The 26,161-nt window shown below is 51.9% G+C and carries 24 protein-coding genes, 5 tRNA genes and 4 other RNA genes; 32 read left to right on the plus strand and 1 reads right to left on the minus strand.

Going from position 1 to position 26,161, the window contains the following annotated elements; translation table 11 throughout:
- Positions 1-582 precede the first annotated feature (582 nt).
- From sdhC to aroG, 32 genes are all read left to right on the plus strand, one after another.
- On the plus strand, positions 583-972 hold the full coding sequence (gene sdhC, locus ACX9GT_RS07325) for a succinate dehydrogenase cytochrome b556 subunit (RefSeq protein ID WP_459399418.1): 390 nt from the start codon (positions 583-585) through the stop codon (positions 970-972).
- Positions 966-1,313 carry a succinate dehydrogenase membrane anchor subunit gene (gene sdhD, locus ACX9GT_RS07330; protein ID WP_473190475.1) on the plus strand — a complete coding sequence of 116 codons (348 nt, stop codon included), beginning with the start codon at positions 966-968 and terminating at the stop codon, positions 1,311-1,313. Before sdhC ends, sdhD begins: the two co-directional genes overlap by 7 nt.
- A complete protein-coding gene (gene sdhA / locus ACX9GT_RS07335) occupies positions 1,314-3,080 on the plus strand; it encodes a succinate dehydrogenase flavoprotein subunit (RefSeq protein WP_473190476.1) in 1,767 nt (588 codons plus the stop codon).
- A gap of 16 nt (positions 3,081-3,096) precedes the next feature.
- Positions 3,097-3,813, plus strand: coding sequence for a succinate dehydrogenase iron-sulfur subunit (locus tag ACX9GT_RS07340; protein ID WP_473190477.1), 717 nt, complete (start codon positions 3,097-3,099; stop codon positions 3,811-3,813).
- Positions 3,814-4,092: 279 nt separating this feature from the next.
- Positions 4,093-6,900 (plus strand): 2-oxoglutarate dehydrogenase E1 component, encoded by a 2,808-nt coding sequence (gene sucA / locus ACX9GT_RS07345; RefSeq protein WP_473190478.1) that lies wholly within the window; start codon positions 4,093-4,095, stop codon positions 6,898-6,900.
- Between the two features lie 134 nt (positions 6,901-7,034).
- Positions 7,035-8,258 (plus strand): 2-oxoglutarate dehydrogenase complex dihydrolipoyllysine-residue succinyltransferase, encoded by a 1,224-nt coding sequence (odhB, locus tag ACX9GT_RS07350; RefSeq protein WP_473190479.1) that lies wholly within the window; start codon positions 7,035-7,037, stop codon positions 8,256-8,258.
- Between the two features lie 112 nt (positions 8,259-8,370).
- A complete protein-coding gene (gene sucC / locus ACX9GT_RS07355; RefSeq protein WP_459399412.1) occupies positions 8,371-9,537 on the plus strand; it encodes an ADP-forming succinate--CoA ligase subunit beta in 1,167 nt (388 codons plus the stop codon).
- On the plus strand, positions 9,537-10,409 hold the full coding sequence (gene sucD, locus ACX9GT_RS07360) for a succinate--CoA ligase subunit alpha (RefSeq protein WP_473190480.1): 873 nt from the start codon (positions 9,537-9,539) through the stop codon (positions 10,407-10,409). Before sucC ends, sucD begins: the two co-directional genes overlap by 1 nt.
- Positions 10,410-11,187: 778 nt before the next feature.
- Positions 11,188-12,756: a cytochrome ubiquinol oxidase subunit I gene (gene cydA / locus ACX9GT_RS07365; RefSeq protein ID WP_459399410.1), complete on the plus strand. Its 1,569-nt coding sequence runs from the start codon at positions 11,188-11,190 to the stop codon at positions 12,754-12,756.
- A gap of 14 nt (positions 12,757-12,770) precedes the next feature.
- On the plus strand, positions 12,771-13,910 hold the full coding sequence (gene cydB, locus ACX9GT_RS07370; RefSeq protein WP_473190481.1) for a cytochrome d ubiquinol oxidase subunit II: 1,140 nt from the start codon (positions 12,771-12,773) through the stop codon (positions 13,908-13,910).
- Between the two features lie 17 nt (positions 13,911-13,927).
- Positions 13,928-14,041 (plus strand): cytochrome bd-I oxidase subunit CydX, encoded by a 114-nt coding sequence (gene cydX / locus ACX9GT_RS07375; protein ID WP_459399408.1) that lies wholly within the window; start codon positions 13,928-13,930, stop codon positions 14,039-14,041.
- A complete protein-coding gene (ybgE, locus tag ACX9GT_RS07380) occupies positions 14,041-14,337 on the plus strand; it encodes a cyd operon protein YbgE (RefSeq protein WP_473190482.1) in 297 nt (98 codons plus the stop codon). The genes cydX and ybgE overlap by 1 nt, the downstream gene beginning before the upstream one ends.
- 131 nt (positions 14,338-14,468) lie before the next feature.
- Positions 14,469-14,873: a tol-pal system-associated acyl-CoA thioesterase gene (ybgC, locus tag ACX9GT_RS07385; RefSeq protein ID WP_076940895.1), complete on the plus strand. Its 405-nt coding sequence runs from the start codon at positions 14,469-14,471 to the stop codon at positions 14,871-14,873.
- The gene (tolQ, locus tag ACX9GT_RS07390) at positions 14,870-15,553 is read left to right on the plus strand and encodes a Tol-Pal system protein TolQ (protein WP_459399406.1); all 684 of its coding nucleotides are present in this window, start codon (positions 14,870-14,872) and stop codon (positions 15,551-15,553) included. The genes ybgC and tolQ overlap by 4 nt, the downstream gene beginning before the upstream one ends.
- A 12-nt stretch (positions 15,554-15,565) precedes the next feature.
- Positions 15,566-15,994: a colicin uptake protein TolR gene (gene tolR, locus ACX9GT_RS07395; RefSeq protein ID WP_459399405.1), complete on the plus strand. Its 429-nt coding sequence runs from the start codon at positions 15,566-15,568 to the stop codon at positions 15,992-15,994.
- Between the two features lie 77 nt (positions 15,995-16,071).
- On the plus strand, positions 16,072-17,274 hold the full coding sequence (tolA, locus tag ACX9GT_RS07400; protein ID WP_473190483.1) for a cell envelope integrity protein TolA: 1,203 nt from the start codon (positions 16,072-16,074) through the stop codon (positions 17,272-17,274).
- A gap of 192 nt (positions 17,275-17,466) precedes the next feature.
- A complete protein-coding gene (tolB, locus tag ACX9GT_RS07405) occupies positions 17,467-18,759 on the plus strand; it encodes a Tol-Pal system beta propeller repeat protein TolB (RefSeq protein WP_473190484.1) in 1,293 nt (430 codons plus the stop codon).
- 45 nt (positions 18,760-18,804) lie between these two features.
- Positions 18,805-19,317: a peptidoglycan-associated lipoprotein Pal gene (gene pal / locus ACX9GT_RS07410; protein WP_459399402.1), complete on the plus strand. Its 513-nt coding sequence runs from the start codon at positions 18,805-18,807 to the stop codon at positions 19,315-19,317.
- 9 nt (positions 19,318-19,326) lie between these two features.
- Positions 19,327-20,124 carry a cell division protein CpoB gene (cpoB, locus tag ACX9GT_RS07415; protein ID WP_473190485.1) on the plus strand — a complete coding sequence of 266 codons (798 nt, stop codon included), beginning with the start codon at positions 19,327-19,329 and terminating at the stop codon, positions 20,122-20,124.
- Between the two features lie 370 nt (positions 20,125-20,494).
- A tRNA-Lys gene (locus ACX9GT_RS07420) sits at positions 20,495-20,570 on the plus strand.
- A gap of 16 nt (positions 20,571-20,586) precedes the next feature.
- Positions 20,587-20,708, plus strand: a non-coding RNA gene (locus tag ACX9GT_RS07425) — RtT sRNA.
- Between the two features lie 59 nt (positions 20,709-20,767).
- Positions 20,768-20,843, plus strand: a tRNA-Lys gene (locus ACX9GT_RS07430).
- A 16-nt stretch (positions 20,844-20,859) separates the two neighbouring features.
- Positions 20,860-20,981, plus strand: a non-coding RNA gene (locus ACX9GT_RS07435) — RtT sRNA.
- 16 nt (positions 20,982-20,997) lie between these two features.
- A non-coding RNA gene (locus tag ACX9GT_RS07440) (RtT sRNA) lies at positions 20,998-21,119 on the plus strand.
- Positions 21,120-21,185: 66 nt separating this feature from the next.
- A tRNA-Lys gene (locus ACX9GT_RS07445) sits at positions 21,186-21,261 on the plus strand.
- A 97-nt stretch (positions 21,262-21,358) separates the two neighbouring features.
- Positions 21,359-21,434, plus strand: a tRNA-Val gene (locus tag ACX9GT_RS07450).
- Between the two features lie 7 nt (positions 21,435-21,441).
- A tRNA-Lys gene (locus tag ACX9GT_RS07455) sits at positions 21,442-21,517 on the plus strand.
- A gap of 16 nt (positions 21,518-21,533) precedes the next feature.
- Positions 21,534-21,655, plus strand: a non-coding RNA gene (locus ACX9GT_RS07460) — RtT sRNA.
- A gap of 274 nt (positions 21,656-21,929) precedes the next feature.
- Complete coding sequence (gene nadA, locus ACX9GT_RS07465; RefSeq protein WP_473190486.1) at positions 21,930-22,991, plus strand: quinolinate synthase NadA; 1,062 nt, start codon at positions 21,930-21,932, stop codon at positions 22,989-22,991.
- A gap of 32 nt (positions 22,992-23,023) precedes the next feature.
- Positions 23,024-23,749, plus strand: a complete 726-nt coding sequence (gene pnuC, locus ACX9GT_RS07470; protein ID WP_459399399.1) for a nicotinamide riboside transporter PnuC — start codon at positions 23,024-23,026, stop codon at positions 23,747-23,749.
- Between the two features lie 45 nt (positions 23,750-23,794).
- A complete protein-coding gene (locus tag ACX9GT_RS07475) occupies positions 23,795-23,983 on the plus strand; it encodes a hypothetical protein (RefSeq protein ID WP_473190487.1) in 189 nt (62 codons plus the stop codon).
- Positions 23,984-24,070: 87 nt separating this feature from the next.
- Positions 24,071-25,123, plus strand: coding sequence for a 3-deoxy-7-phosphoheptulonate synthase AroG (gene aroG / locus ACX9GT_RS07480; RefSeq protein ID WP_473190488.1), 1,053 nt, complete (start codon positions 24,071-24,073; stop codon positions 25,121-25,123).
- Positions 25,124-25,193: 70 nt separating this feature from the next.
- Here aroG and gpmA read toward each other — a convergent pair whose 3' ends face one another.
- Positions 25,194-25,946: a 2,3-diphosphoglycerate-dependent phosphoglycerate mutase gene (gene gpmA, locus ACX9GT_RS07485; protein ID WP_473190489.1), complete on the minus strand. Its 753-nt coding sequence runs from the start codon at positions 25,944-25,946 to the stop codon at positions 25,194-25,196.
- Positions 25,947-26,161 lie beyond the last annotated feature (215 nt).

Raw genomic sequence — 26,161 nt, forward strand, 5'->3', positions numbered from 1 at the left:
AAATCTCGGCAAGTTGCCCGCAATAAAATGGTGCGAACGCTAACTCTGTGAGCGACTGCGCAAATGCGCGGGTTGGGTACAGAGTGCTAACCCGGCGAGCGAGATGGGTTACCAGTTGTTAACGATTCTTCGGGATTCGTTATTTTCTATTAATCATTACCTACGACATGTTGGGAATGCTAGCCAGACACACTGTTGCATAACTTAAGCATAGGGGGAAGTGTATCTGTTGAGCGGTAGCGCATCATAGGGCTGATTGCTACCTTATTTGTAATGGAAATGTTGATCTCTTGTCAAATCAGATAATTAATTTAGTGCAAAATGTGAAAATCGTGATCTGAATCACTGTTCGAGGGAAATGTCCCCAAAGGGATTGTATGGGAATTGTAATAAGAATGTGATCCTCCTATACTGCCGCCAGGTCTCCGGATTACCCTGAAGTAGGAGCACCCAGCGTTATCACTACGCGCCGTTTAAGCACAGTGGAAGTCGATGTTTGAGCGCGTGACGTGTAAGGGTTTTGGCTCTTAACGCTGTCTGATCCCCACCCAGGCCCGGAGGAAGGAAAATAATAAGAGCTGTGTGGGCAAAACCGTGAAAAAACAAAGACCTGTCAACCTGGATCTGCAAACGATCCGGTTTCCCGTAACTGCGATAGCGTCCATCTTACACCGAGTCTCTGGCGTAATTACCTTCGTTGCCGTGGGCATTCTTCTCTGGCTGTTGGGCCTGTCTCTCTCTTCTCAAGAGGGCTTCCTGCACGCCGCCTCCATCATGAATAGCTTCTTCGTGAAATTTATCTTCTGGGGGATCCTCACTGCGCTGGCCTATCACATTTGCGGTGGCATTCGTCACTTGTTAATGGATTTTGGCTATATCGAAGAGAGTTTAGCCGCAGGTACCCGTTCCGCCCAAGTGGCGTTCGGTCTGACCGCTGTGCTGTCAATTCTGGCTGGAGTCCTCGTATGGTAAGCAACGTTTCTGCATTAGGGCGTAACGGCGTGCACGATTGGTTGTTGCTGCGTGCTTCCGCGATCATCATTACCCTGTACGTTCTGTATATCTTGGGCTTTGTCGTCACCGCTCCGGATATCACCTATGAAATATGGCGCGGTTTCTTCGCCACCTCTATTACGAAAGTATTCACTTTGCTGACGTTGCTGTCGATCCTGGTTCACGCCTGGGTCGGGATGTGGCAGGTGCTGACGGACTATATCAAGCCACTGGCGTTGCGCCTGGTACTGCAACTGGCGATCGTTGTCGCGTTGCTGGTCTATTTACTGTACGGAACAATCGTAGTGTGGGGTGCTTAAATGAAACTGCCAGTCAGAGAGTTTGATGCAGTTGTTATCGGTGCGGGTGGCGCAGGTATGCGTGCCGCACTACAGATTTCCCAGGCGGGTTCAACTTGTGCCCTGCTGTCTAAAGTCTTCCCGACCCGTTCCCATACCGTGTCAGCCCAAGGTGGTATCACCGTAGCCCTGGGTAACAATCACGAAGATAACTGGGAATGGCACATGTACGATACGGTGAAAGGTTCCGACTACATCGGTGACCAGGATGCCATCGAGTATATGTGTAAAACCGGCCCGGAAGCGATTCTGGAACTGGAACACATGGGCCTACCGTTTTCCCGTCTGGACGATGGCCGTATTTATCAGCGCCCATTCGGCGGTCAGTCGCTGAATTTTGGTGGCGAGCAGGCAGCACGTACCGCCGCTGCTGCGGACCGTACCGGCCATGCTTTGTTGCATACCCTGTATCAGCAGAACCTGAAAAACCACACCACCATCTTTTCGGAGTGGTACGCGCTGGATCTGGTGAAAAACCAGGACGGCACGGTGGTTGGCACGACTGCTATCTGTATCGAAACCGGTGAAGTGGTGTATTTCAAAGCCAAGGCGACCATATTGGCCACCGGCGGTGCGGGCCGTATCTATCAGTCGACCACCAATGCGCACATCAACACTGGTGACGGCGTTGGTATGGCATTGCGTGCTGGCGTACCTGTACAGGATATGGAAATGTGGCAGTTCCACCCGACCGGTATCGCCGGTGCGGGTGTACTGGTGACTGAAGGTTGTCGCGGTGAAGGTGGTTACCTGCTGAACAAGCATGGTGAGCGTTTTATGGAGCGCTATGCGCCTAACGCCAAAGATCTGGCAGGCCGCGATGTGGTCGCCCGTTCGATCATGATTGAGATCCGCGAAGGCCGTGGCTGCGATGGTCCATGGGGCCCACATGCCAAACTGAAGCTGGATCACTTGGGCAAAGAGGTACTGGAATCTCGTCTGCCGGGTATTCTGGAACTGTCTCGTACCTTTGCTCACGTCGATCCGGTAAAAGAACCGATCCCGGTTATCCCAACCTGTCACTATATGATGGGCGGTATCCCGACCAAGGTGACCGGCCAGGCATTAACCGTGAACGAAAAAGGCGAAGACGTGGTGATCCCAGGGCTGTTTGCCGTCGGTGAAATTGCCTGCGTATCGGTACATGGGGCTAACCGTCTGGGCGGCAACTCGCTGCTGGATCTGGTGGTGTTTGGCCGTGCTGCTGGTATGCATTTGCAGGAGTCACTGACAGAGCAGGGTGAAAGCCGTGACGCCAGCGATTCTGATGTAGAAGCGTCGTTGGATCGCCTAAACCGCTGGAATAACACCCGTTCAGGTGAAGACCCGGTTGAAATCCGTAAAGCACTGCAATCCTGCATGCAGAACAACTTCTCGGTGTTCCGTGAAGGTGATGCAATGGCAAAAGGGCTGGAAGAGCTGAAGGTGATCCGTGAACGTCTGAAGAATGCACGCTTGGATGATACCTCCAGCGAATTCAACACCCAGCGCATCGAATGCCTGGAGTTGGATAACCTGATGGAAACCGCGTATTCCACCGCCGTGTCGGCCAACTTCCGTACCGAGAGTCGTGGCGCACATAGCCGCTTCGATTTCCCGGATCGTGATGATGCCAACTGGCTGTGCCATTCGCTGTATCTGCCGCAATCGGAAAGCATGACGCGTCGTGAAGTGAATATGCAACCGAAACTGCGCGCGGCATTCCCGCCGAAAGTGCGTTCTTACTAATTGCGGAGCCTGATTGATGAAACTTGAATTTTCTATCTATCGCTATAATCCGGATGTCGACGACGCTCCGCATATGCAGGATTACACCCTGGACGCGGAAGAAGGGCGGGACATGATGTTGTTGGATGCGTTAATCCAACTGAAAGAAAAAGATCCGACCCTGTCGTTCCGCCGCTCCTGTCGTGAAGGGGTGTGCGGTTCAGACGGTATCAACATGAACGGTAAAAATGGCTTGGCCTGTATCACACCGATCTCGTCGCTGCATAAAGGCAACAACAAGATTGTGATCCGCCCATTGCCAGGGTTGCCGGTAGTGCGCGATCTGGTGGTGGATATGGGGCAGTTTTATGCCCAATATGAAAAGATTAAGCCGTTCTTATTGAATGATGGCAAGAATCCTCCGGCGCGCGAGCACCTGCAATCGCCAGATCAGCGGGCTAAGCTGGATGGTTTGTACGAATGCATCCTGTGTGCCTGTTGCTCAACCTCTTGCCCATCGTTCTGGTGGAACCCTGACAAGTTTGTTGGCCCAGCAGGTCTGTTGGCAGCGTACCGCTTCCTGATCGACAGCCGTGATACGGAAACTGAAGCACGTTTGGATGATCTGAACGACGCTTTCAGTGTTTTCCGCTGCCATAGCATTATGAATTGTGTCAGTGTATGTCCTAAGAGCTTGAATCCGACGCGTGCCATCGGTCATATCAAGTCTATGCTGCTGCAACGCGGCGCATAAACGGAATGAGATGCTGCGCCGGGCACTTTTCCGGCGCACATTCTAAGAGAGGGAGCCTCTAAAAACTGACGCATGATTGTCGTTTTAGGCAGTCAGGCTGGTCCCGCCGGTTTTTAGAGGTTCCTTGTAAGGGGCCGCAAGGTCCAAAACAGAACGTGCATTTAAGCTGTATCAGGTTATAAGCACGTCGAGTGAACCGTTTTTACGGCAAACCGTACCATCACGGTAATTATGTTAACCACGGCGAAAACTGAAGCTTTAAAAGCTTAAGGGATCATAATGCAGAACGGCGCAATGAAGGCCTGGCTGGATTCCTCCTATCTGGCGGGCGCGAACCAGTCCTACATAGAGCAGCTCTATGAAGACTTTTTAACCGATCCGAGTTCCGTTGAAGATAGCTGGCGTTCCATTTTTCAACAGCTACCAACCGCGGGTGTTAAACCCGATCAGCTCCACTCCCAAACGCGAGATTACTTCCGCCGCCTGGCGAAGGATTCTGCGCGTTACAACACCACCATTAACGATCCTGAAACCGATGCCAAACAGGTCAAGGTATTGCAACTGATTAACGCCTTCCGTTTCCGCGGGCATCAGCATGCAAACCTTGATCCACTCGGCCTGTGGAAACAGGAACGGGTTCCCGATCTTGGTCTTGCCTATCACAACCTGAGTGAAGCCGACTTCCAGGAAACCTTCAACGTGGGTTCTTTTGCCATTGGTAAAGAAACCATGAAGTTAGGTGACCTGTATAGCGCGCTGAAGCAGACTTATTGTGGTTCTATCGGTGCAGAGTATATGCACATTACCAATACCGAAGAAAAACGCTGGATCCAGCAGCGCATTGAATCGGTAGTGGGGCAGGCCAGTTTCACCGTAGACGAGAAGCGCCGCTTCTTGAACGAACTGACCGCAGCCGAAGGGCTGGAACGTTATCTCGGTGCTAAATTCCCAGGGGCGAAACGCTTCTCGCTGGAAGGTGGCGATGCATTGGTGCCAATGCTGAAAGAGATGATTCGTCATGCAGGTAAAAACGGTACCCGTGAAGTGGTATTGGGCATGGCTCACCGTGGCCGTCTGAACGTGCTGATCAACGTGCTGGGTAAAAAACCTGCCGATCTGTTCGACGAGTTTGCCGGTAAGCATAAAGAACATCTGGGCACCGGTGACGTGAAATATCACCAAGGCTTCTCTTCTGATGTTGAAACGGAAGGCGGCATGGTTCACCTGGCGCTGGCGTTCAACCCGTCACACCTGGAGATCGTCAGCCCGGTAGTTATGGGTTCGGTGCGTGCCCGTCGCGATCGTCTGGACGAAGCGCGCAGCAATATGGTGCTGCCAATTACCATCCACGGTGATGCGGCTATTACCGGCCAGGGGGTGGTTCAGGAAACCCTGAACATGTCTCAGGCACGTGGCTATGAAGTCGGTGGTACGGTACGTATCGTCATCAACAACCAGGTTGGTTTCACTACCTCCAATCCGTTGGATGCACGTTCTACCCAGTACTGTACCGACATCGCCAAAATGGTACAGGCACCGATCTTCCATGTGAATGCTGACGATCCAGAAGCGGTAGCCTTTGTTACCCGCTTGGCGTTGGATTTCCGTAACACCTTTAAACGTGACGTTATGATCGATCTGGTCTGTTACCGTCGCCATGGGCATAACGAGGCCGATGAGCCAAGTGCAACCCAGCCGGTGATGTATCAGAAGATCAAAAAACACCCTACGCCGCGCAAGATTTACGCTGACGTCCTGACCGAGCAGAAGATTGCCAGCCTGGAAGATGCCACGGAAATGGTCAACCTGTATCGCGATGCACTCGATCGCGGTGATTGTGTGGTTGAAGAATGGCGTCCGATGAACCTGCACTCCTTTACCTGGTCACCGTATCTGAACCATGAGTGGGACGAAGAGTACCCAAGCAAGGTTGAGATGAAGCGCTTACAGGAATTGGCACGCCGTATCAGTACCGTACCTGAAGCGATCGAAATGCAGTCGCGCGTAGCGAAAATCTACGGTGATCGTGCCGAGATGGCAGCGGGTAATAAAGCATTCGACTGGGGTGCGGCTGAAACGCTGGCTTATGCCACGATGGCAGACGAAGGCATCCCAATCCGTATTTCTGGTGAAGATGCGGGTCGTGGCACCTTCTTCCACCGCCATGCTGTGGTGCACAACCAGAAAAATGGTTCGGTTTACGTTCCGCTGGCTAATATTCATAGCGGGCAGGGTGAGTTCAAAGTTTGGGACTCCGTACTGTCTGAAGAAGCTGTGTTGGCATTCGAATACGGTTATGCCACTGCCGAGCCACGTACTCTGACCATCTGGGAAGCACAGTTTGGCGACTTCGCCAACGGTGCACAGGTGGTAATCGACCAGTTCATCAGTTCTGGTGAGCAGAAATGGGGCCGGATGTGTGGTCTGGTGATGCTGCTACCACATGGTTACGAAGGCCAAGGGCCAGAGCACTCCTCTGCGCGCCTGGAGCGTTATTTGCAACTGTGTGCCGAGCAGAATATGCAAGTGTGCATCCCGTCCACGCCTGCACAGGTCTACCATATGCTGCGTCGTCAGGCGTTGCGTGGTATGCGTCGTCCGTTGGTGGTGATGTCACCTAAGTCTCTGTTGCGCCATCCGTTGGCGACTTCTTCTCTGGAAGAACTGGCGAACGGCACTTTCCAACCGGCTATTGGTGAGATCGACGAACTGGATCCGCAGGCGGTAAAACGCGTAGTGCTGTGTTCTGGTAAGGTTTATTACGATCTGCTGGAACAGCGCCGCAAGAATGACCAGAAAGACGTTGCGATCGTACGTATTGAGCAACTGTATCCATTCCCGCATCAGGCAGTTCAGGCGGTGCTGGAGCAGTATGCCCATGTGCATGATTTCGTCTGGTGTCAGGAAGAGCCGCTGAACCAGGGCGCTTGGTATTGCAGCCAGCATAACTTCCGTGAAGTGATCCCATTTGGGGCTTCTTTGCGTTACGCCGGACGCCCGGCCTCCGCCTCTCCGGCGGTTGGCTACTTGTCCGTACACCAGAAGCAGCAGCAGGCTCTGGTGAATGACGCGTTGAATATTGATTAGTATCCCTAGATTTCAGGGTGTAGCAAGGCGGTAACTGGACGACTCCCCAGGCGCTATAAGTGGCTGGGGAGAGAGAACAGCCAACCCCGCGACAACTTGAAAGATGAAGGGTAAAAAACTTAAGGGAAAGCTTAATGAGTAGCGTAGATATTCTGGTTCCTGACCTTCCTGAATCGGTTGCTGATGCGGCCGTAGCCACTTGGCATAAAAAACCAGGCGATGCGGTAAAGCGTGATGAAGTTCTGGTTGAGATCGAAACCGACAAAGTGGTGCTGGAAGTGCCAGCCAGCGAAGCGGGGATCCTCGATGCGATTCTGGAAGACGAGGGCGCAACCGTAACCTCGCGCCAGCTCATCGGCCGTATCCGCCCGGGCGACAGCTCTGGCAAACCGACCGAAGGGAAAACGCAGAGCAAAGAAGCTACCCCGGCACAGCGCGCCACTGCTAGCCTGGAAGAAGAAAACAACGACTCACTCAGCCCGGCGATCCGCCGCCTGATTGCGGAGCACGAGCTTGATGCTGCGGCGATCAAAGGCAGTGGTGTCGGTGGTCGTATCACTCGTGAAGATGTGGAAGCACATCTGGCTGGCAGCAAGAAAGCAGATAAGCCTGCTGCTGTTTCTGCACCAGAAACTGCACCGCAGCCTGCTTTGAGCAGCCGCAGTGAAAAACGCGTACCGATGACTCGCTTGCGTAAGCGTGTGGCCGAGCGCCTGTTGGAAGCGAAGAACAGCACCGCAATGCTGACCACCTTCAACGAAATCAACATGCAGCCGATCATGGATCTGCGCAAGCAATACGGTGAAGCCTTCGAAAAACGCCATGGTGTACGCTTGGGCTTTATGTCCTTCTACATCAAAGCGGTAGTCGAAGCTCTGAAACGCTTCCCTGAAGTGAATGCCTCTATCGATGGTACCGATGTGGTTTACCACAACTACTTCGATATCAGCATTGCGGTATCTACCCCGCGTGGGCTGGTGACCCCAGTGCTGCGTGATGTGGACACCATGGGCATGGCGGACATCGAGAAGAGAATCAAAGAACTGGCGGTCAAAGGCCGTGACGGTAAATTGACGGTAGAAGAGCTGACCGGCGGTAACTTCACTATTACCAACGGCGGCGTATTCGGTTCACTGATGTCTACCCCGATCATCAACCCACCGCAGAGCGCTATTCTGGGCATGCACGCCATCAAAGATCGCCCGATGGCGGTCAATGGTCAGGTTGTGATTCAGCCGATGATGTATCTGGCACTGTCTTACGATCACCGCCTGATCGACGGCCGCGAGTCCGTGGGTTATCTGGTGACGGTCAAAGAGATGCTGGAAGATCCCGCTCGCCTGCTGTTAGACGTTTAATTCCTGCCTGGGTGCGGCAATTGCCGCACCCACACTCTGTGCTATGTGGCCTGTACTCAGTCGCTTGAAGATGACAGGCTAAAACTTTTCAGACCTGAATGGATAGAACATCATGAATTTACACGAATATCAGGCAAAACAACTGTTTGCTCGGTATGGCATGCCTGCACCAACCGGTTATGCCTGTACCACACCGCGTGAAGCAGAAGAAGCCGCATCTAAAATCGGCTCCGGCCCGTGGGTGGTGAAATGTCAGGTTCATGCTGGCGGCCGCGGTAAAGCTGGCGGCGTTAAAGTTGTTAACAGCAAAGAAGACATTCGTGCTTTTGCTGAAGCCTGGTTGGGCAAGCGTCTGGTGACTTATCAGACGGATGCGCTGGGTCAGCCGGTTCACCAGATCCTGGTGGAAGCGGCAACTGACATCGACAAAGAATTGTATCTGGGTGCCGTGGTTGATCGCGCAAGCCGTCGCGTAGTGTTCATGGCTTCGACAGAGGGTGGCGTTGAAATTGAGAAAGTTGCGGAAGAAACGCCGGAACTGATCCACAAAATGACCATCGACCCATTGGCAGGGCCACAGCCTTACCAAGGCCGTGAACTGGCGTTCAAACTGGGTCTGACCGGTAAGCAAGTCAGCCAGTTCGCCAAGATTTTTATGGGATTGGCAACGTTGTTCCTAGAGCGTGACCTGGCGATGGTTGAGATCAACCCGCTGGTGATCACCAAGCAGGGTGATTTGATCTGCCTGGATGGCAAACTGGGCGCTGATGGTAATGCGTTGTTCCGCCAGCCTGAACTGCGTGAAATGCGCGATCCTTCTCAGGAAGATGAGCGTGAATCCCGTGCGGCTCAGTGGGAGCTTAACTATGTTGCCCTCGACGGTAACATCGGTTGCATGGTGAACGGTGCCGGTTTGGCCATGGGTACCATGGATATCGTAAAACTGCACGGTGGTGAGCCAGCTAACTTCCTGGACGTGGGCGGTGGTGCGACCAAAGAGCGCGTAACCGAAGCGTTTAAAATCATTCTGTCTGACGACAAAGTGAAAGCGGTTCTGGTTAACATTTTCGGCGGTATCGTACGCTGCGATCTGATCGCCGACGGTATCATTGGCGCCGTTGCTGAAGTCGGGGTTAACGTTCCGGTGGTGGTGCGTCTGGAAGGGAACAACGCCGAGCTGGGCGCCAAGAAACTGGCGGACAGCGGTCTGAATATCATTGCTGCGACCAGCCTGACTGATGCGGCTCAGCAAGTTGTTGCGGCAGTGGAGGGTAAATAATGTCCATTTTAATTGATAAGAACACCAAAGTCATTTGCCAGGGTTTTACCGGTAGCCAAGGATCCTTCCATTCCGAACAGGCTATCGCTTACGGCACTAAAATGGTCGGCGGTGTGACGCCGGGCAAAGGCGGTACAGTGCATCTGGGCCTGCCGGTGTTCAACACCGTGCGTGAAGCGGTTGAAGCGACCGGTGCAACGGCCTCGGTGATTTATGTTCCAGCCCCGTTCTGCAAAGATTCCATTCTGGAAGCGATCGATGCAGGCATTAAACTGATTATCACCATTACTGAAGGTATCCCAACGCTGGATATGCTGACGGTGAAAGTGAAGCTGGATGAAGCCGGTGTACGTATGATCGGCCCGAACTGCCCAGGTGTGATCACGCCGGGCGCATGCAAAATCGGTATCATGCCAGGCCATATCCATCTGCCAGGCAAAGTGGGTATCGTTTCCCGCTCAGGTACACTGACCTATGAAGCGGTGAAGCAAACGACCGATGCAGGTCTGGGCCAGTCAACCTGCGTAGGTATTGGTGGTGATCCGATCCCAGGTTCCAACTTTATCGATATTCTGAAGATGTTCCAGCAAGATCCGCAGACTGAAGCGATCGTGATGATCGGCGAGATTGGCGGTAGCGCTGAAGAAGAAGCGGCAGCTTACATCAAAGATCACGTGACCAAGCCGGTTGTTGGTTACATCGCCGGTGTTACTGCGCCTAAAGGCAAGCGTATGGGCCATGCGGGTGCCATCATTGCTGGCGGTAAAGGCACTGCGGATGAGAAGTTCGCGGCGCTGGAAGCAGCAGGGGTCAAAACCGTGCGCAGCCTGGCTGACATCGGTGATGCAGTGAAAGCCATATTGAATCGCTGATATTTCACGATAAAAACAGTATCTCGACATGTTTGGCCACCCTTTGGGGTGGCTTTTTTATCCCTTGAATTATCGCTCACAACGCACCCAAGAATGAGGTTTCTGACGTTAATCGGGGCAGTTTCTGTAGCCAATACCATGTATTTGCAGGATTTGCGATCAACCTCTCAACATAGTCTATGACTAATTAATCTGAAGCTGATTTGTGAGTTAACTCACTGCAATTATTTATTGGAAATAAAAAGTTAATATATTTCGAATGAAAATCTTCACTTAATACAATCGTGGTTATTTTAAATTACATTTATTTAACACAAAAATATCAATAAAAAACAATTAAACTATTATGCAACATGCCACCAGGAAAATTACGCGAAAACATGTAATAGAATCTGGAAATAATAGGCAGATAGGCTTAAATTGCTCTAGATCAAAATAAGCTGGAATACCTCTTTTGGCTTCTTTTTGACCTGTCGCCAAAAGTCTAAGCCACGTCACGTAAAAACCTATTTATTGTATGGGATTTGGCGAGTATCATGCCATTGTGTAATTAGGGATGGTTGATCTTGTTGCATTTGTTACCCGCTGTCGGTTTTCATAGGTGCGTTTTGCTCCCGGCCACCGTGGTCAGGCTGTGAATGTGCGATTGAAAGCAAACAGGCTGGATCAAATTTGTTGTTTTTAAGGGCATTCACTGCGGGGCGTTACCGGTTACTCTTTACGGAGCCGTACCGATAACCGCAAGTCGGAGTCTTCCTGCCAGGAGCAAGGAGTCAAGATGTTTGATATTGTCGAACTGTCGCGCTTACAGTTTGCCTTAACGGCGATGTACCATTTTCTATTTGTTCCATTAACGCTAGGTATGGCGTTTTTGTTAGCAATTATGGAAACGGTATATGTGCTGTCTGGCAAACAAATTTATAAAGATATGACCAAATTCTGGGGCAAGTTATTTGCAATTAACTTTGCTCTGGGTGTGGCCACCGGTTTGACCATGGAGTTCCAGTTCGGGACTAACTGGTCATATTTCTCTCACTACGTCGGTGATATCTTCGGGGCCCCGCTGGCCATCGAAGGTCTGATGGCGTTCTTCCTGGAATCAACGCTGGTCGGCCTGTTCTTCTTCGGCTGGGATCGTCTGAGCAAAGTACAGCATCTGACGGTAACCTGGTTTGTGGCTCTTGGTTCAAACCTGTCCGCTCTGTGGATCCTGGTTGCCAACGGCTGGATGCAGAACCCGATTGCTTCTGATTTCAACTTCGAAACCATGCGTATGGAGATGGTCAGCTTCTCCCAACTGGTACTCAACCCGGTTGCACAGGTGAAGTTTGTTCACACCGTGGCTTCTGGTTACACCACGGGTGCCATGTTCATTCTGGGGATCAGCTCTTACTATCTGCTGAAAGGTCGTGACATTGCGTTTGCTAAACGCTCCTTTGCCATTGCTGCCAGCTTTGGTATGGCTGCGATCCTTTCCGTTATCGTACTGGGTGATGAATCTGGTTACGAAATGGGTGACGTGCAGAGAACCAAACTGGCTGCTATTGAAGCCGAATGGGATACTCAACCGGCACCGGCGGCATTTACTCTGTTCGGTATTCCGAATCAGGAGCGAATGGAGAACTCCTTTGCTATTCAGATCCCATGGGCGCTCGGCCTGATTGCTACCCGTTCTATTGATACCCCGGTTATCGGTTTGCGGGATTTGATGGTTCAGCACCAGGTTCGTATCCGTAACGGTATGAAGGCATACCAGTTGCTGGAAAGCCTGCGTGGTGGCAATACCGATCCGGCAGTGCGTGCTGAATTCAATAACATCAAGCAGGATTTGGGCTATGGTCTGTTGCTGAAGCGTTATACCGAAAACGTTACCGACGCGACAGAAGCGCAGATCCAGCAGGCAACCAACGATTCAATTCCACGTGTTGCTCCGCTGTATTTCGCCTTCCGTATCATGGTGGCCTGTGGCGTGATCATGCTGTTCATTATCGGCATGTCGTTCTGGAGCGTATTGCGTGGCCGTATCGGTGAGAAGAAATGGCTGCATCGCGCAGCGCTGTACGGCATTCCATTACCTTGGATTGCAGTAGAAGCAGGCTGGTTCGTGGCAGAGTATGGTCGTCAGCCGTGGGCGATAGGTGAGGTACTGCCAACCGCAGTTGCCACTTCTTCGTTGACCGTAGGCGATATACTGTTCTCGATGGGGCTGATTTGCGGCTTGTACACCCTGTTCCTGGTGGCTGAAATGTACCTGATGTTCAAGTTTGCGCGTCTGGGTCCAAGCAGCCTGAAAACTGGCCGCTATCATTTTGAACAACCGACTGCCACCGTGCAGGAAGCGCGCTAAACAGGAGTCCACTTATGTTTGATTATGAAGTACTACGATTTATCTGGTGGGTTCTGGTTGGCGTATTGCTGATCGGTTTCGCAGTCACGGATGGTTTCGATATGGGTGTCGGTATCCTGATGCCTGTTATCACCAAAAACGATACTGAACGCCGGATAATGATCAACTCCATTGCTCCGCACTGGGATGGTAACCAGGTGTGGCTGATCACCGCAGGGGGCGCACTGTTTGCCGCGTGGCCAATGGTTTACGCCGCTGCGTTCTCGGGCTTTTATATAGCCATGATCCTGGTGTTGGCCGCGTTGTTCTTCCGCCCGGTCGGTTTTGACTACCGTTCGAAGCTGGAAAACAGCCGCTGGCGTAACATGTGGGACTGGGGCATCTTTATCGGCAGTTTCGTGCCTGCTGTGGTATTCGGTGTGGCGTTCGGTAACCTGCTGCAAGGGGTTCCGTTCCACGTTAACGAATATCTGCGCCTGTTCTACACTGGCAACTTCTTCCAACTGCTTAACCCGTTCGCGCTGTTGGCTGGGATTGTCAGCCTGACGATGCTGGTAAGCCAGGGTGCAACCTATCTGCAGATGCGTACCACGGGTGAACTCCACCTGCGTTCACGTGCTGCGGCACAGATTGCAACTCTGGTGATGGCAGTCTGCTTCTTGCTGGCCGGTGTATGGCTGGTGAAAGGTATTGATGGTTTTGTGGTGACCTCAGTTCTGGATACTGCGGCGGAATCTAACCCGTTGCGTAAAGAAGTGGCTCATCAGGCAGGTGCCTGGCTGATCAACTACAACAAGTATCCGATTCTGTGGGCGCTGCCAGCGCTGGGCGTGATCTTGCCGTTGTTCACCGTTCTGTTCTCCCGCCTGGAGAAAGGGGCTATGGCGTTCCTGACTTCATCGCTGACGATTGCTTGTGTGATCTTGACGGCCGGGGTAACCATGTTCCCGTTTGTTATGCCTTCGAGCACCATGCCTAACGTCAGTCTGACCATGTGGGATGCGACTTCCAGTCTGCTGACGTTGAAAGTGATGACCGTTGTGGCGATTATCTTCGTGCCAATTGTTCTGGCGTACACCTGCTGGTCGTACTACAAAATGTTTGGGCGCTTGGATAAGAAGTTCATCGAAAACAACAAGCATTCACTGTACTAAGCAAAAGGAGCTAAACCATGTGGTATTTTGCCTGGATCCTCGGAACGCTTCTTGCCTGTGCCTTCGGTATCATTACGGCTCTGGCGCTTGAGCACATTGAAGATTCGCAAGCACAGCAAGACAGTAAGTAATGAGTTCATCGCTTACTGATAGGCTGTACGCTATCACTGACAAGGGCCCGATTCGGGCCCTTTCATTGGTGCTGGCGTTGTTTTTAGCGGGATGTATATTCTGGGATCCCAGCCGTTTTGCGGCGCGCACCAGTTCGCTGGAGATTTGGCAGGGCCTCCTGCTAATGTGGGCGGTGTGTGCGGGCATGGTTCACGGCGTTGGTTTCCGGCCTCAGAAGATGTTCTGGCGCGCATTTTTTGCGCCATTGCCTGCAATTGTAATCCTGGCCGCAGGATTACTTTACGTTTCTTTATAATCTGCAGCATATCCGCGTGTTATGGGCCATTCAGGCCCATAATTATTTGCATTCCCATCCGGTAACCCATTCCCAACCCGATCTGTCTTGCGTATAGTAGCAACGTTAAATTGCATTGGCTTGGAAGTATCGTGAGTAATACGTTGTTTCGATGGCCGGTTCGTGTCTATTACGAAGACACCGATGCCGGCGGTGTGGTTTACCATGCCCGCTACGTCGCCTTTTACGAAAGAGCGCGCACAGAGATGCTGCGTCAGCATAACTTTCATCAACAGCAGCTGCTCAGTGAACATGTCGCTTTTGCTGTCCGGCGCATGACGGTGGATTATCTGTTACCGGCTCGTCTCGATGATCTGCTGGAAGTACAGAGTGAAATCACCTCAATGCGTGGGGCCTCTCTCACGTTTGCTCAACGCATTGTCAATTCTGACGGTACTCTTTTGAGTCAGGCCGATGTGTTGATTGCATGCATTGATCCACACCAAATGAAGCCGATAGCGCTTCCTAAGTCTATTGTCGCGGAGTTTAAGCAGTGACTGACATGAACATCCTAGATTTATTCTTGAAGGCAAGCCTGCTGGTTAAGCTTATCATGTTGATTCTGATAGGCTTCTCAGTTGCCTCCTGGGCGATTATCATCCAGCGCACCCGCATTTTGAATGCGGCCACGCGGGATGCCGAAGCCTTTGAAGACAAGTTCTGGTCCGGTATTGAGCTTTCCCGTTTGTATCAGGAAAGCCAGGCGCGCCGCGATAGCCTGATGGGCTCGGAACAAATTTTCCATTCTGGCTTTAAAGAGTTTGCCCGTTTGCACCGTGCTAACAGTCACGCACCGGAGTCGGTGATCGAAGGAGCGTCACGTGCGATGCGTATTTCGATGAATCGCGAGCTGGAAACTCTGGAAACTCACATTCCTTTCCTCGGCACAGTCGGTTCCATCAGCCCGTATATCGGCCTGTTTGGTACCGTGTGGGGGATTATGCATGCCTTTATTGCTTTGGGCGCAGTTAAACAAGCCACGTTGCAGATGGTGGCACCGGGTATCGCTGAAGCGTTGATCGCCACCGCGATTGGCCTGTTTGCTGCGATCCCTGCCGTTATGGCTTACAACCGCCTCAACCAGCGTGTTAACAAGCTTGAGCAGAATTACGACAACTTTATGGAAGAGTTTACCGCTATTCTGCATCGTCAGGCCTTCTCCAGCGACAGCAAATAAGTAGGAGGTAGCATGGCGAAAGTTCGTGGTCGTAACCGTCGTGAGCTGAAGTCGGAAATCAATATTGTTCCGCTGTTGGACGTGCTTTTGGTGTTGTTACTGATTTTTATGGCGACTGCACCGATTATCACCCAAAGCGTTGAGGTTGATTTGCCTGACGCCACGGACTCCAAAACGGTGTCCAGCGACGATAACCCGCCGGTGATTCTAGAAGTTTCCGGCGTGGGCCAATACACCTTGGTGGTGGATCATAATCGCATGGAGCTGTTGCCGCCCGAACAGGTTGCGGCTGAAGCGCGGTCGCGTTTGGCGGCTAATCCGAAGACGGTCTTCTTGATCGGTGGGGCAAAGGAAGTACCCTATGATGAGATTATCAAGGCATTGAATATTCTCCATCAGGCGGGCGTAGCTTCCGTGGGGCTGATGACCCAGCCAATCTGACCGTAAGGTGAGAGGCAACCCGGTTTCTGCCGATGGGGCAGAAACCCCGTTTAAGCACCAGTTTTTGGGACTCTATTTTGGTAAAGGCAACTGAGCAAAACGATAAGCTGAACCGCGCCGTTATTGTTTCGGTGGTTCTGCACATCATATTGATTGCCCTGTTGATTTGGGGATCGCTGCAAGAGAACGCCGAAATGAGTGCTGGCGGTGGCGGCGACGGTTCCGTCGTCGGTGCAGTGATGGTCGATCCTGGGGCGGTGGTGGAGCAGTACAATCGCCAGCAGCAGCAGAGCAGCGATGCACAACGTGCCGAAAAGCAACGTCAGAAGAAGGCGGAGCAGCAGGCAGAAGAATTACAGCAGAAACAGGCTGCGGAACAACAGCGTTTGAAAGAGCTTGAACAGGCACGCTTGGCCGCGCAGGAAAAAGCGGCGCAGGATGCCAAAGCACAGTCAGAACAGCAGAAGAAAGCAGCCGAACAGCAACAACAGGCGGCTGAGCAGCAGAAAGCGGCTGAAGTTGCCGCGGCTAAGGCTAAAGAACAACAGAAAGCGGCTGAACAAGCTGCGGCAAAAGCCAAAGCCGAGGCGGATAAAATAGCCAAGGCTCAGGCAGACGCACAGAAGAAAGCAGAAGCGGAAGCCAAGAAAGAAGCTGCCGCCGTCGCGGTCGCCAAGAAGCAGGCGGAAGAGGCGAAGAAAGAGGCCGCCGCCGCAGCTGAACAGAAAGCGGCTGAAGCTGCCGAGAAAAAAGCTGCTGCTGATGCCGAGAAGAAAGCGGCAGCAGAGGAAGCGAAAAAAGCCGCTGCTGCTGAGAAGGCGGCGGAAGCCAAGAAAGCGGCAGATGCCAAGAAGAAGGCAGCGGCAGAGGCGGCTAAACAGTCTGCTGACGTGGACGACTTGTTTGGTGATTTGGCGGATGGTAAAAACGCGCCGAAAGGTGGCGGTGCTAAAGCAAAAGGCGACGGTAAACCAGCAGGGCAGGGTAATGCCAAAGCTGCGGGGGCAAGTGGTGCTGAGATTAATGGCTACCTAGGGCAGATTACTTCTGCAATACAGAGCAAGTTTTACGATGCTGATTTATACAAGGGTAGAACCTGTGATTTGCGTATTAAATTGGCTCCAGATGGTTTGCTGATTGACGTTAAGGCTGAAGGTGGAGATCCTGCATTGTGTCAGGCTGCAATTGCTGCGGCTAAACAGGCTCGGATTCCTAAACCACCTACTCAGGCCGTGTATGAAGCGTTTAAGAATGCTCCTCTTACATTTAAGCCACAGTAATGGTTGTTATAACTGAGTAAAACGCAAGGATGTACTAAGGTAACCAACAGGGATTTTACCCATTGTTTCTCTGTTTGCAGCGTTGTTGGTTGAAAGCTCTGGATTCTTTGGGTAAACGTAGTTTTGTTTGCGTTGGTTTGTTAAAATTCTGCTAATTTATCGCGGGCATCCCGCCTGGATAAGGGAGATGAGATGAAGCAGGCATTTCGAGTAATGTTAGGTTTGTTAGTCCTGTGGGCATCCGTGCTGCACGCGGAAGTTCGCATTGAAATCACCCAAGGGGTCGACTCTGCTCGCCCGATTGGGGTGGTGCCATTTAAATGGGCGGGTCCAGGCACGCCTCCAGAAGATATTGGTCAGATTGTCGGCGCAGATCTACGCAACAGCGGCAAATTCAACCCTATTGATGTGGCACGTATGCCGCAGCAACCGAGCACTGCGTCTGAAGTGACGCCAGCGGCTTGGACTGCGTTGGGCATCGACGCCGTGGTTGTCGGTCAGGTGCAACCTGGCGCTGATGGCAGCTATCTGATCTCCTACCAACTGGTAGATACCTCAGGCTCTCCAGGCACCGTTCTGGCACAGAACCAGTATAAAGTGACCAAGCAATGGTTGCGTTATTCTGCTCATACCGCCAGTGATGAAGTGTTTGAAAAGCTGACCGGTATCAAAGGTGCGTTCCGTACCCGCATCGCCTATGTGGTGCAGACCAACGGTGGGCAATTCCCGTATGAGGTGCGCGTATCAGACTATGACGGCTTCAATACGTTTGTAGTGCACCGCTCACCAGAACCATTAATGTCGCCAGCCTGGTCACCAGATGGTAGCAAACTGGCTTATGTGACCTTTGAAAGTGGCCGTTCAGCGCTGGTTATTCAGACTCTGGCTAACGGTGCTATCCAACAGGTAGCTTCTTTCCCACGTCATAACGGTGCCCCTGCATTCTCACCAGACGGCAGTCGCCTGGCATTTGCTCTCTCCAAGAGCGGTAGCCTGCATCTGTACGTGATGAACCTGGGTTCTGGCCAGATCAGCCAGATCACCGATGGCCGCAGCAATAACACCGAACCTAGCTGGTTCCCTGATGGCCAATCGCTGGCGTATACCTCCGATCAGGGTGGGCGTCCTCAGATTTATAAAATCAGCGCAAGCGGCGGTGCTCCACAACGCCTGACTTGGGAAGGTGCTCAGAATCAGAACTCTGATGTGAGCCCGGATGGCAAGTTCCTGGTGATGGTGAGTTCCAACAGTGGTGCTCAGCATATCGCCAAACAAGATCTCACTTCGGGAGCGGTTCAAGTATTAACGAACACACAACTGGATGAAACACCAAGTATTGCACCAAACGGTACCATGGTGATTTATAGCTCCACGCAAGGTATGGGCTCCGTCCTGCAGTTGGTATCGACTGATGGGCGTTTCAAAGCGCGTCTTCCGGCAACCGATGGACAGGTCAAATCACCTGCCTGGTCGCCGTATCTGTGATGCATGTGTAAAATATGTATAGCAAACTATAAAAGGATCAAAGAAATGCAACTGAACAAAGTGCTGAAAGCTTTACTGCTGGCACTGCCAGTTCTGGCTGTGGCGGCCTGTAGTTCTAACAAAAGCGCAAACAACGACCAATCTGGTATGCTCGGCGCTGGCACTGGTACAGAAAATGGCAGCAGCAACCTGTCTTCTGAAGAACAAGCTCGTCTGCAGATGCAAGAACTGCAGAGGAACAACATTGTTTACTTCGGTCTGGACAAATACGACATCAGCTCTGAGTTCTCTCAGATGCTGGATGCGCACGCTGCATTCCTGCGTAGCAATCCATCCTACAAAGTGACCGTTGAAGGCCATGCGGATGAGCGCGGCACGCCAGAGTACAACATCGCTCTGGGCGAGCGTCGTGCTAACGCAGTTAAAATGTACCTGCAAGGTAAAGGCGTTTCTGCTGACCAGATCTCTATCGTTTCTTACGGTAAAGAAAAACCAGCAGTACTGGGCCACGACGAAGCGGCTTGGGCTAAAAACCGTCGTGCCGTTCTGGTTTACTAAGAGAATCGCATGAACAGTAACTTCAGACGTCATCTGTTGGGTCTGTCGTTACTGGTTGGCGTAGCGGTCCCATGGGCCGCTACTGCCCAAGCGCCAATCAGTAATGTCGGCTCCGGCTCGGTCGAAGACCGTGTCACTTCTCTTGAGCGCATCAGTAATGCTCAGGGCCAGCTTTTAAATCAACTCCAGCAACAACTCTCTGATAATCAGCGTGATATTGATACTCTCCGTGGGCAGATCCAGGAAAGCCAATATCAGTTGAATCAGGTGGTTGAACGCCAGAAACAGATCTATCAGCAGATGGATAGCCTCAGCCAGGGTGGCGCACAGAATTCCACAGATGCAGCAGCAGGTGGTGCCGCAGCTACGGCTGCGCCCGCTGACAGTGCCAGTAGTGCACCTGTGGCAGCGGCAGCCACTCCGGCGAGTACCGGTGATGAAAACAGCGACTACAATGCTGCTGTTTCATTAGCGCTGGAAAAAAAACAGTACGATCAGGCGATCTCCGCTTTCCAAGCTTTCATAAAGCAATACCCAAAGTCTACTTACCAACCTAATGCTAACTATTGGCTCGGTCAGTTGTTCTACAACAAGGGTAAGAAGGAAGATGCGGCTTACTATTATGCGGTGGTGGTGAAGAGTTTTCCCAAGTCACCCAAGTCACCGGACGCTATGTTTAAAGTTGGGGTGATCATGCAGGAAAAAGGCCAGGTTGATAAAGCCAAAGCTGTTTACCAGCAGGTGATCAAATCCTACCCAACCAGCGATGCGGCCAAGCAGGCAAAGAAACGCGCAGCCAGCCTGTAAATAAAAACTGAGCCCAGAACTTAGTCGTTTTGACCGATTTCTGGGCTCATTCGCGTGAAGAACAAGCAGTTGAACCTATTGCGCCAAAATTTAGGTTGCGCTGCCAAGATAAATTAGTAATATATGCCGCCGTTGCCAAGACATCTTGCAAGATGTTAAAGCAGCAAGGAAATTGGGTCGTTAGCTTCGTTAAGTAGAGCAGTTGACTTCAAATCAATTGGCCGCAGGTGCAAGCCAAGCATTAGCGAAAAAGCATCGCGTAAGCGATAGTAAGTAAAGCGATGTGAAGCTGAGTAATCCTGTTTGCCACTCCAGTTTTCTTCGATACGGATTTTCCATTCTGTATTAATCAGCAGTAAACCACGACAGTGGGTCGTTAGCTCAGTTGGTAGAGCAGTTGACTTTTAATCAATTGGTCGCAGGTTCGAATCCTGCACGACCCACCAATTCTTAATGAGTTGGTAGAGAGTGGAATCGTAAAGGATGAGAACCGTAAAGGTTCGAGCCGAGCGAAGCGAGACAACATCGCGCAAGCGATGGCCCGAAGGGCGAGGCGAAGCCGAGTAATCCTGCACGACCCACCAATTCTTAATGGATTGGAAGAGAAAGTTCTTCACGCGGTTCAGTAGTAAACCACAACAGTGGGTCGTTAGCTCAGTTGGTAGAGCAGTTGACTTTTAATCAATTGGTCGCAGGTTCGAATCCTGCACGACCCACCAATTCTTAATGAGTTGGTAAAAAGTGGAATCGTAAAGGATGAGAATCGTAAAGGTTCGAGCCGAGCGAAGCGAGACAACATCGCGCGAGCGATGGCCCGAAGGGCGAGGCGAAGCCGAGTAATCCTGCACGACCCACCAATTCTTAATGAGTTGGTAGAGAGTGGAATCGTAAAGGATGAGAACCGTAAAGGTTCGAGTCGAGCGAAGCGAGACAACATCGCGCGAGCGATGGCCCGAAGGGCGAGGCGAAGCCGAGTAATCCTGCACGACCCAGCAATTCTTGATGAATTGGTAAAAAGTGGAATAGGGCAAGAGAGAAATTCAGTAGTAAACCACAGCAATGGGTCGTTAGCTCAGTTGGTAGAGCAGTTGACTTTTAATCAATTGGTCGCAGGTTCGAATCCTGCACGACCCACCAATTCTTAATGAATTGGCAAAGAGTGGAATCGTAAAGGATGAGAACCGTAAAGGTTCGAGTCGAGCGAAAAAGAAATTCAGTAGTAAACCACAGCAGTGGGTGATTAGCTCAGTTGGTAGAGCATCTCCTTTACACGGAGGGGGTCGGCGGTTCGAGCCCGTCATCACCCACCACTTCTGCGGGTCGTTAGCTCAGTTGGTAGAGCAGTTGACTTTTAATCAATTGGTCGCAGGTTCGAATCCTGCACGACCCACCAATTCTTGATGAATTGGCAAAGAGTAGAATCGTAAAGGATGAGAACCGTAAAGGTTCGGGTCGAGCGAAGCGAGACAACATCGCGCCAGCGATGGCCCGAAGGGCGAGGCGAAGCCGAGTAATCCTGCACGACCCACCAATCTTAAAGATCCTTCACATCTTCTTTCAAACCCAACGGTCTGATATTCAGTTTAAGTATCCCACATTACAATCCACAGCTTTATCTCTTTCAACCCCCTGTCTTACTCTTGCAGAATTTTAATCCATTAAACAATAACCACTATAAATTAAAAATATCAGCGACTTCTCACTCAATTTTAGGTATTTTGTTTAGTATATAAAACGAAGGTGTTTGCAGGGGGCAAGATATCGCCTGATAAGCAGACGAACAGCCTAGCACAGAGATGATAGCGATGAGTGAAATGTTTGATATCAACGCGGCGGTGTATCCTTTCCCGCCGAAACCGGTGCCGTTGGACGTAGCCGAGAAGGCTTTCTATCGGCAAAAAATCAAAACCTTGCTCAAACAGCGTGATGCGGTAATGGTAGCCCACTACTATACCGATCCCGAGATCCAGGCACTGGCAGAAGAAACCGGTGGCTGCGTGGCGGATTCACTTGAGATGGCGCGTTTTGGCAGCAATCATCCGGCTTCAACCCTGTTAGTCGCCGGGGTGCGTTTTATGGGGGAAACTGCCAAGATCCTCAGCCCGGAAAAGCAGGTACTGATGCCGACGCTGAACGCCGAGTGTTCGCTCGATCTCGGTTGCCCAGAGGCGGAGTTCAACGCGTTTTGCGATAGCCATCCGGATCGTACCGTTGTGGTTTATGCCAACACCTCGGCAGCCGTAAAAGCGCGCGCTGATTGGGTGGTGACCTCCAGTATCGCGGTTGAGCTGATAGAACATCTCGACAGTTTGGGTGAGAAAATCATCTGGGCACCTGACCGTCATCTTGGCCACTATGTACAGAAGCAGACTGGCGCAGATGTGCTGTGCTGGCAGAGCGCTTGTATCGTTCATGACGAGTTTAAAACCCAGGCGCTGATACGCATGAAGGCGCTATACCCAGAGGCTGCGATATTGGTGCACCCGGAGTCGCCCCAGGCGGTTGTCGATCTGGCCGATGCCGTGGGTTCTACCAGCCAACTGATTCAGGCGGCAACAACGTTGCCAAATCAGCAACTGATTGTCGCCACCGATCGCGGTATTTTCTACAAGATGCAGCAGGCTTGCCCAGGCAAAGAACTGTTTGAGGCTCCGACGGCTGGCGAAGGGGCAACCTGCCGCAGTTGCGCTCATTGCCCGTGGATGGCGATGAACGGCCTGAAAGCGATTGCCGAAGGGTTGGAACAGGGCGGTGCCCAGCATGAAATTTTTGTTGATGGCGCAGTGCGTGAAAAAGCGCTGATCCCGCTCAACCGTATGCTGGCGTTTGCCGCACAGTTGAAGATGCTGGTGAAAGGGAATGCCTGATTGCCGATTAGCCGTTTGATAAGGATAGCGAGATGAGTTTTTTTAGTACCAGCAATATTTTGGTTCACATTCCGCTTGGCGCAGGGGGTTACGATTTGTCATGGATTGAAGCCATCGGCACGCTATTTGGCTTGCTGTGCATCTGGTATGCCAGCAAAGAGAAAATCATCAACTACCTGTTTGGTCTGATTAACGTGACGCTGTTTGCCGTCATCTTTTTCCAGATCCAGCTTTATGCCAGCCTGCTGTTGCAACTGTTTTTCTTCGTGGCCAATATTTACGGCTGGTATGCCTGGAGCCGCCAGACGCAGGACAATCAGGCCGAACTGAAGATCCGCTGGCTATCGTTGCCTAAGGCGTTGATGTGGGGCGCGCTATGCATCGTTGGTATTGCCTTAATGACCTTTAATATCGATCGCGTATTTGCTTATCTGACGCAGATCGCGGTAACGGTGATGCAGGCACTTGGCCTTAGCGTGCAAATGCCAGAACTACAGCCGGATGCCTTCCCATTCTGGGATTCAACGATGATGGTGTTGTCGATTGCGGCGATGATCCTGATGACGCGCAAATACGTTGAGAACTGGTTACTGTGGGTGGTGATTGATGTGATCAGTGTGGCAATCTTTGCCTACCAGGGGGTTTACGCGATGGCGCTGGAGTATGTTATTCTGACGCTGATTGCACTCAACGGCTCCTGGTTGTGGATCCGCAGTGCTTCCCGGAATCATTCGCGGCCATTATCTTCCGCAGCATAATGCCGCAATGAGAACTCAGAGGCTGGCCCTCTGAGTTCAAAATACTTGGTAATCACACAAGCTGGAGCGATACAGCCGCCACAAGCCAAACAGGTTGAGCAGCAAGCTTGCTATGGCGATGAACGGCATTCAGATATCCACTACTGGCTGCATTTGGTAGAAACGCCATACCGCCTCTCACAGGAAGAATACGGCGATCGCCCGCATTTGCCGCATTTGCCACGCCAAAGGTGATTTACAGCGCCAGTTTCACAGGCTAGATTGTTGGGATCTCATGCTGAATGCTGCGAAATACACCTCTCGATACCGAATGGAAAAGTTATGAATTACCAAAACGACGATTTACGCATTAAAGAAATTAAGGAACTCCTGCCACCTGTGGCCCTGCTGGAGAAGTTTCCGGCCAGCGAACAGGCAGCGGAGACGGTGTCGCAGGCGCGCAATTCGATTCACAAAATCCTTCGTGGCAATGACGATCGCCTGCTGGTGGTGATCGGCCCCTGCTCGATTCACGATACCAAAGCGGCAAAAGAGTACGCGGCCCGTCTGCTGAAACTGCGGCAGGAACTGAGCGGTGAGTTGGAAGTGGTGATGCGTGTTTACTTCGAAAAACCACGCACTACCATTGGCTGGAAAGGGCTGATCAACGATCCGCAGATGGACAACAGCTTCCAGATCAACGACGGCCTGCGTTTGGCACGTAAACTGCTGCTGGACATCAACGATAGCGGCTTGCCTGCGGCGGGTGAATTCCTCGATATGATCACCCCGCAATATCTGGCGGATCTGATGAGCTGGGGCGCTATCGGTGCGCGCACCACCGAATCCCAGGTGCACCGCGAGCTGGCTTCCGGCCTGTCTTGCCCGGTAGGGTTCAAGAATGGTACCGACGGCACCATCAAAGTGGCAATTGACGCGATCAACGCCGCTGGCGCGCCACACTGTTTCCTGTCTGTCACCAAATGGGGCCATTCGGCGATTGTTAATACCGGTGGTAACGGCGATTGCCATATCATCCTGCGCGGTGGTAAAGAGCCAAACTACAGCGCGGCACATGTCAAAGAAGTGAAAGAAGGGCTGGCGAAAGCGGGCTTGCCAGCGCTGGTGATGATCGATTTCAGCCATGCCAACAGCAGTAAACAGTTTAAGAAACAGATGGAGGTCAATGCAGACGTCTGCAAACAGCTCCGCGGCGGTGAAAAAGCCATTATCGGTGTGATGATCGAAAGCCACCTGGTGGAAGGGAATCAGAACCTGGAAAGCGGCGAACCGCTGGTTTACGGTAAGAGCGTTACCGATGCTTGCATTGGTTGGGAAGATACCGAAACCGCCTTGCGTGAACTGGCCGCAGCGGTGAAGGCGCGCCGCAGTTAATTCCCGGCAACAGCTAAAAAAGAAGCCCTCGGCCAGAAACCGAGGGCTTTTTGCCTTCAGCAGCGAATCATTATTTCGCTTTGCCCTGGTTAGCTACCGCAGCCGCTTTGGCGGCGATCTCATCGGCATTACCCAGATAGTAACGTTTAATCGGTTTAAAATTCTCGTCGAACTCATACACCAGCGGCACGCCGGTTGGGATGTTCAGCTCAAGGATTTCATCCTCGCTCAGATTATCCAGATATTTCACCAGGGCACGCAGCGAGTTGCCGTGTGCTGCTACGATCACGCGTTCACCGCTTTTAATGCGCGGCAGGATTTCTGCGTTCCAGTAAGGGATCACGCGATCGATAGTCAGCGCCAGGCTCTCGGTGGTTGGTAACTCTTTATCGGTCAGTTGCGCATAGCGCGGATCGTGGCCAGGGTAGCGCTCGTCATCTTTGCTCAACTCTGGCGGCGTCACGGCAAAACCACGACGCCATTGTTTCACCTGCTCATCGCCGTATTTTTCAGCGGTTTCAGATTTGTTCAAGCCTTGCAACGCGCCGTAATGGCGTTCGTTCAATTTCCAGGATTTTTCGGTCGGCAGCCAAGCCTGATCGAGTTCATCCAGAATGTTCCACAGAGTATGGATAGCGCGCTTCAGCACGGAGGTGTAAGCGAAGTCGAAAGCGAAACCTTCATCTTTCAGCAGTTTACCTGCTGCCTGCGCTTCGCTGCGGCCTTTGTCGGACAGATCAACATCATACCAACCGGTGAAGCGGTTTTCATTGTTCCACTGGCTTTCGCCGTGACGCACCAGAACCAGCTTGGTTACAGCCATAGCTTAACTCCTCAATAATCTGATAATTGAATGATAACGCGAATCATTATATTACTGCGGCCGGTGGCTCGGCAATCGATATACCCGGCTACTTGAACTGTTGGGCATCTGGTTTAACCATAGTCAATTTCTTGCCACAAGGCATAGGAGGAAAGCAGGGAAAGTGGGGGGAAGAGGCAACGGCGTGAATGAGAGAAACTCAAACACGCCGAAGA

This window comes from Serratia sp. YWN4, from assembly GCF_055790845.1.

What these genes read in the sequence shown, in the direction of transcription:
- odhB (WP_473190479.1), top strand. Translation starts at nt 7,035, where the DNA reads ATGAGTAGCGTAGATATTCTGGTTCCTGACCTTCCTGAATCGGTTGCT.
- pal (WP_459399402.1), top strand. Translation starts at nt 18,805, where the DNA reads ATGCAACTGAACAAAGTGCTGAAAGCTTTACTGCTGGCACTGCCAGTT.
- cydX (WP_459399408.1), top strand. Translation starts at nt 13,928, where the DNA reads ATGTGGTATTTTGCCTGGATCCTCGGAACGCTTCTTGCCTGTGCCTTC.
- ybgE (WP_473190482.1), top strand. Translation starts at nt 14,041, where the DNA reads ATGAGTTCATCGCTTACTGATAGGCTGTACGCTATCACTGACAAGGGC.
- nadA (WP_473190486.1), top strand. Translation starts at nt 21,930, where the DNA reads ATGAGTGAAATGTTTGATATCAACGCGGCGGTGTATCCTTTCCCGCCG.
- gpmA (WP_473190489.1), bottom strand. Translation starts at nt 25,946, where the DNA reads ATGGCTGTAACCAAGCTGGTTCTGGTGCGTCACGGCGAAAGCCAGTGG.
- tolB (WP_473190484.1), top strand. Translation starts at nt 17,467, where the DNA reads ATGAAGCAGGCATTTCGAGTAATGTTAGGTTTGTTAGTCCTGTGGGCA.
- cydB (WP_473190481.1), top strand. Translation starts at nt 12,771, where the DNA reads ATGTTTGATTATGAAGTACTACGATTTATCTGGTGGGTTCTGGTTGGC.
- sucA (WP_473190478.1), top strand. Translation starts at nt 4,093, where the DNA reads ATGCAGAACGGCGCAATGAAGGCCTGGCTGGATTCCTCCTATCTGGCG.
- cpoB (WP_473190485.1), top strand. Translation starts at nt 19,327, where the DNA reads ATGAACAGTAACTTCAGACGTCATCTGTTGGGTCTGTCGTTACTGGTT.
- aroG (WP_473190488.1), top strand. Translation starts at nt 24,071, where the DNA reads ATGAATTACCAAAACGACGATTTACGCATTAAAGAAATTAAGGAACTC.
- cydA (WP_459399410.1), top strand. Translation starts at nt 11,188, where the DNA reads ATGTTTGATATTGTCGAACTGTCGCGCTTACAGTTTGCCTTAACGGCG.
- sdhA (WP_473190476.1), top strand. Translation starts at nt 1,314, where the DNA reads ATGAAACTGCCAGTCAGAGAGTTTGATGCAGTTGTTATCGGTGCGGGT.
- ACX9GT_RS07340 (WP_473190477.1), top strand. Translation starts at nt 3,097, where the DNA reads ATGAAACTTGAATTTTCTATCTATCGCTATAATCCGGATGTCGACGAC.
- tolR (WP_459399405.1), top strand. Translation starts at nt 15,566, where the DNA reads ATGGCGAAAGTTCGTGGTCGTAACCGTCGTGAGCTGAAGTCGGAAATC.
- sucD (WP_473190480.1), top strand. Translation starts at nt 9,537, where the DNA reads ATGTCCATTTTAATTGATAAGAACACCAAAGTCATTTGCCAGGGTTTT.
- sdhD (WP_473190475.1), top strand. Translation starts at nt 966, where the DNA reads ATGGTAAGCAACGTTTCTGCATTAGGGCGTAACGGCGTGCACGATTGG.
- pnuC (WP_459399399.1), top strand. Translation starts at nt 23,024, where the DNA reads ATGAGTTTTTTTAGTACCAGCAATATTTTGGTTCACATTCCGCTTGGC.
- sucC (WP_459399412.1), top strand. Translation starts at nt 8,371, where the DNA reads ATGAATTTACACGAATATCAGGCAAAACAACTGTTTGCTCGGTATGGC.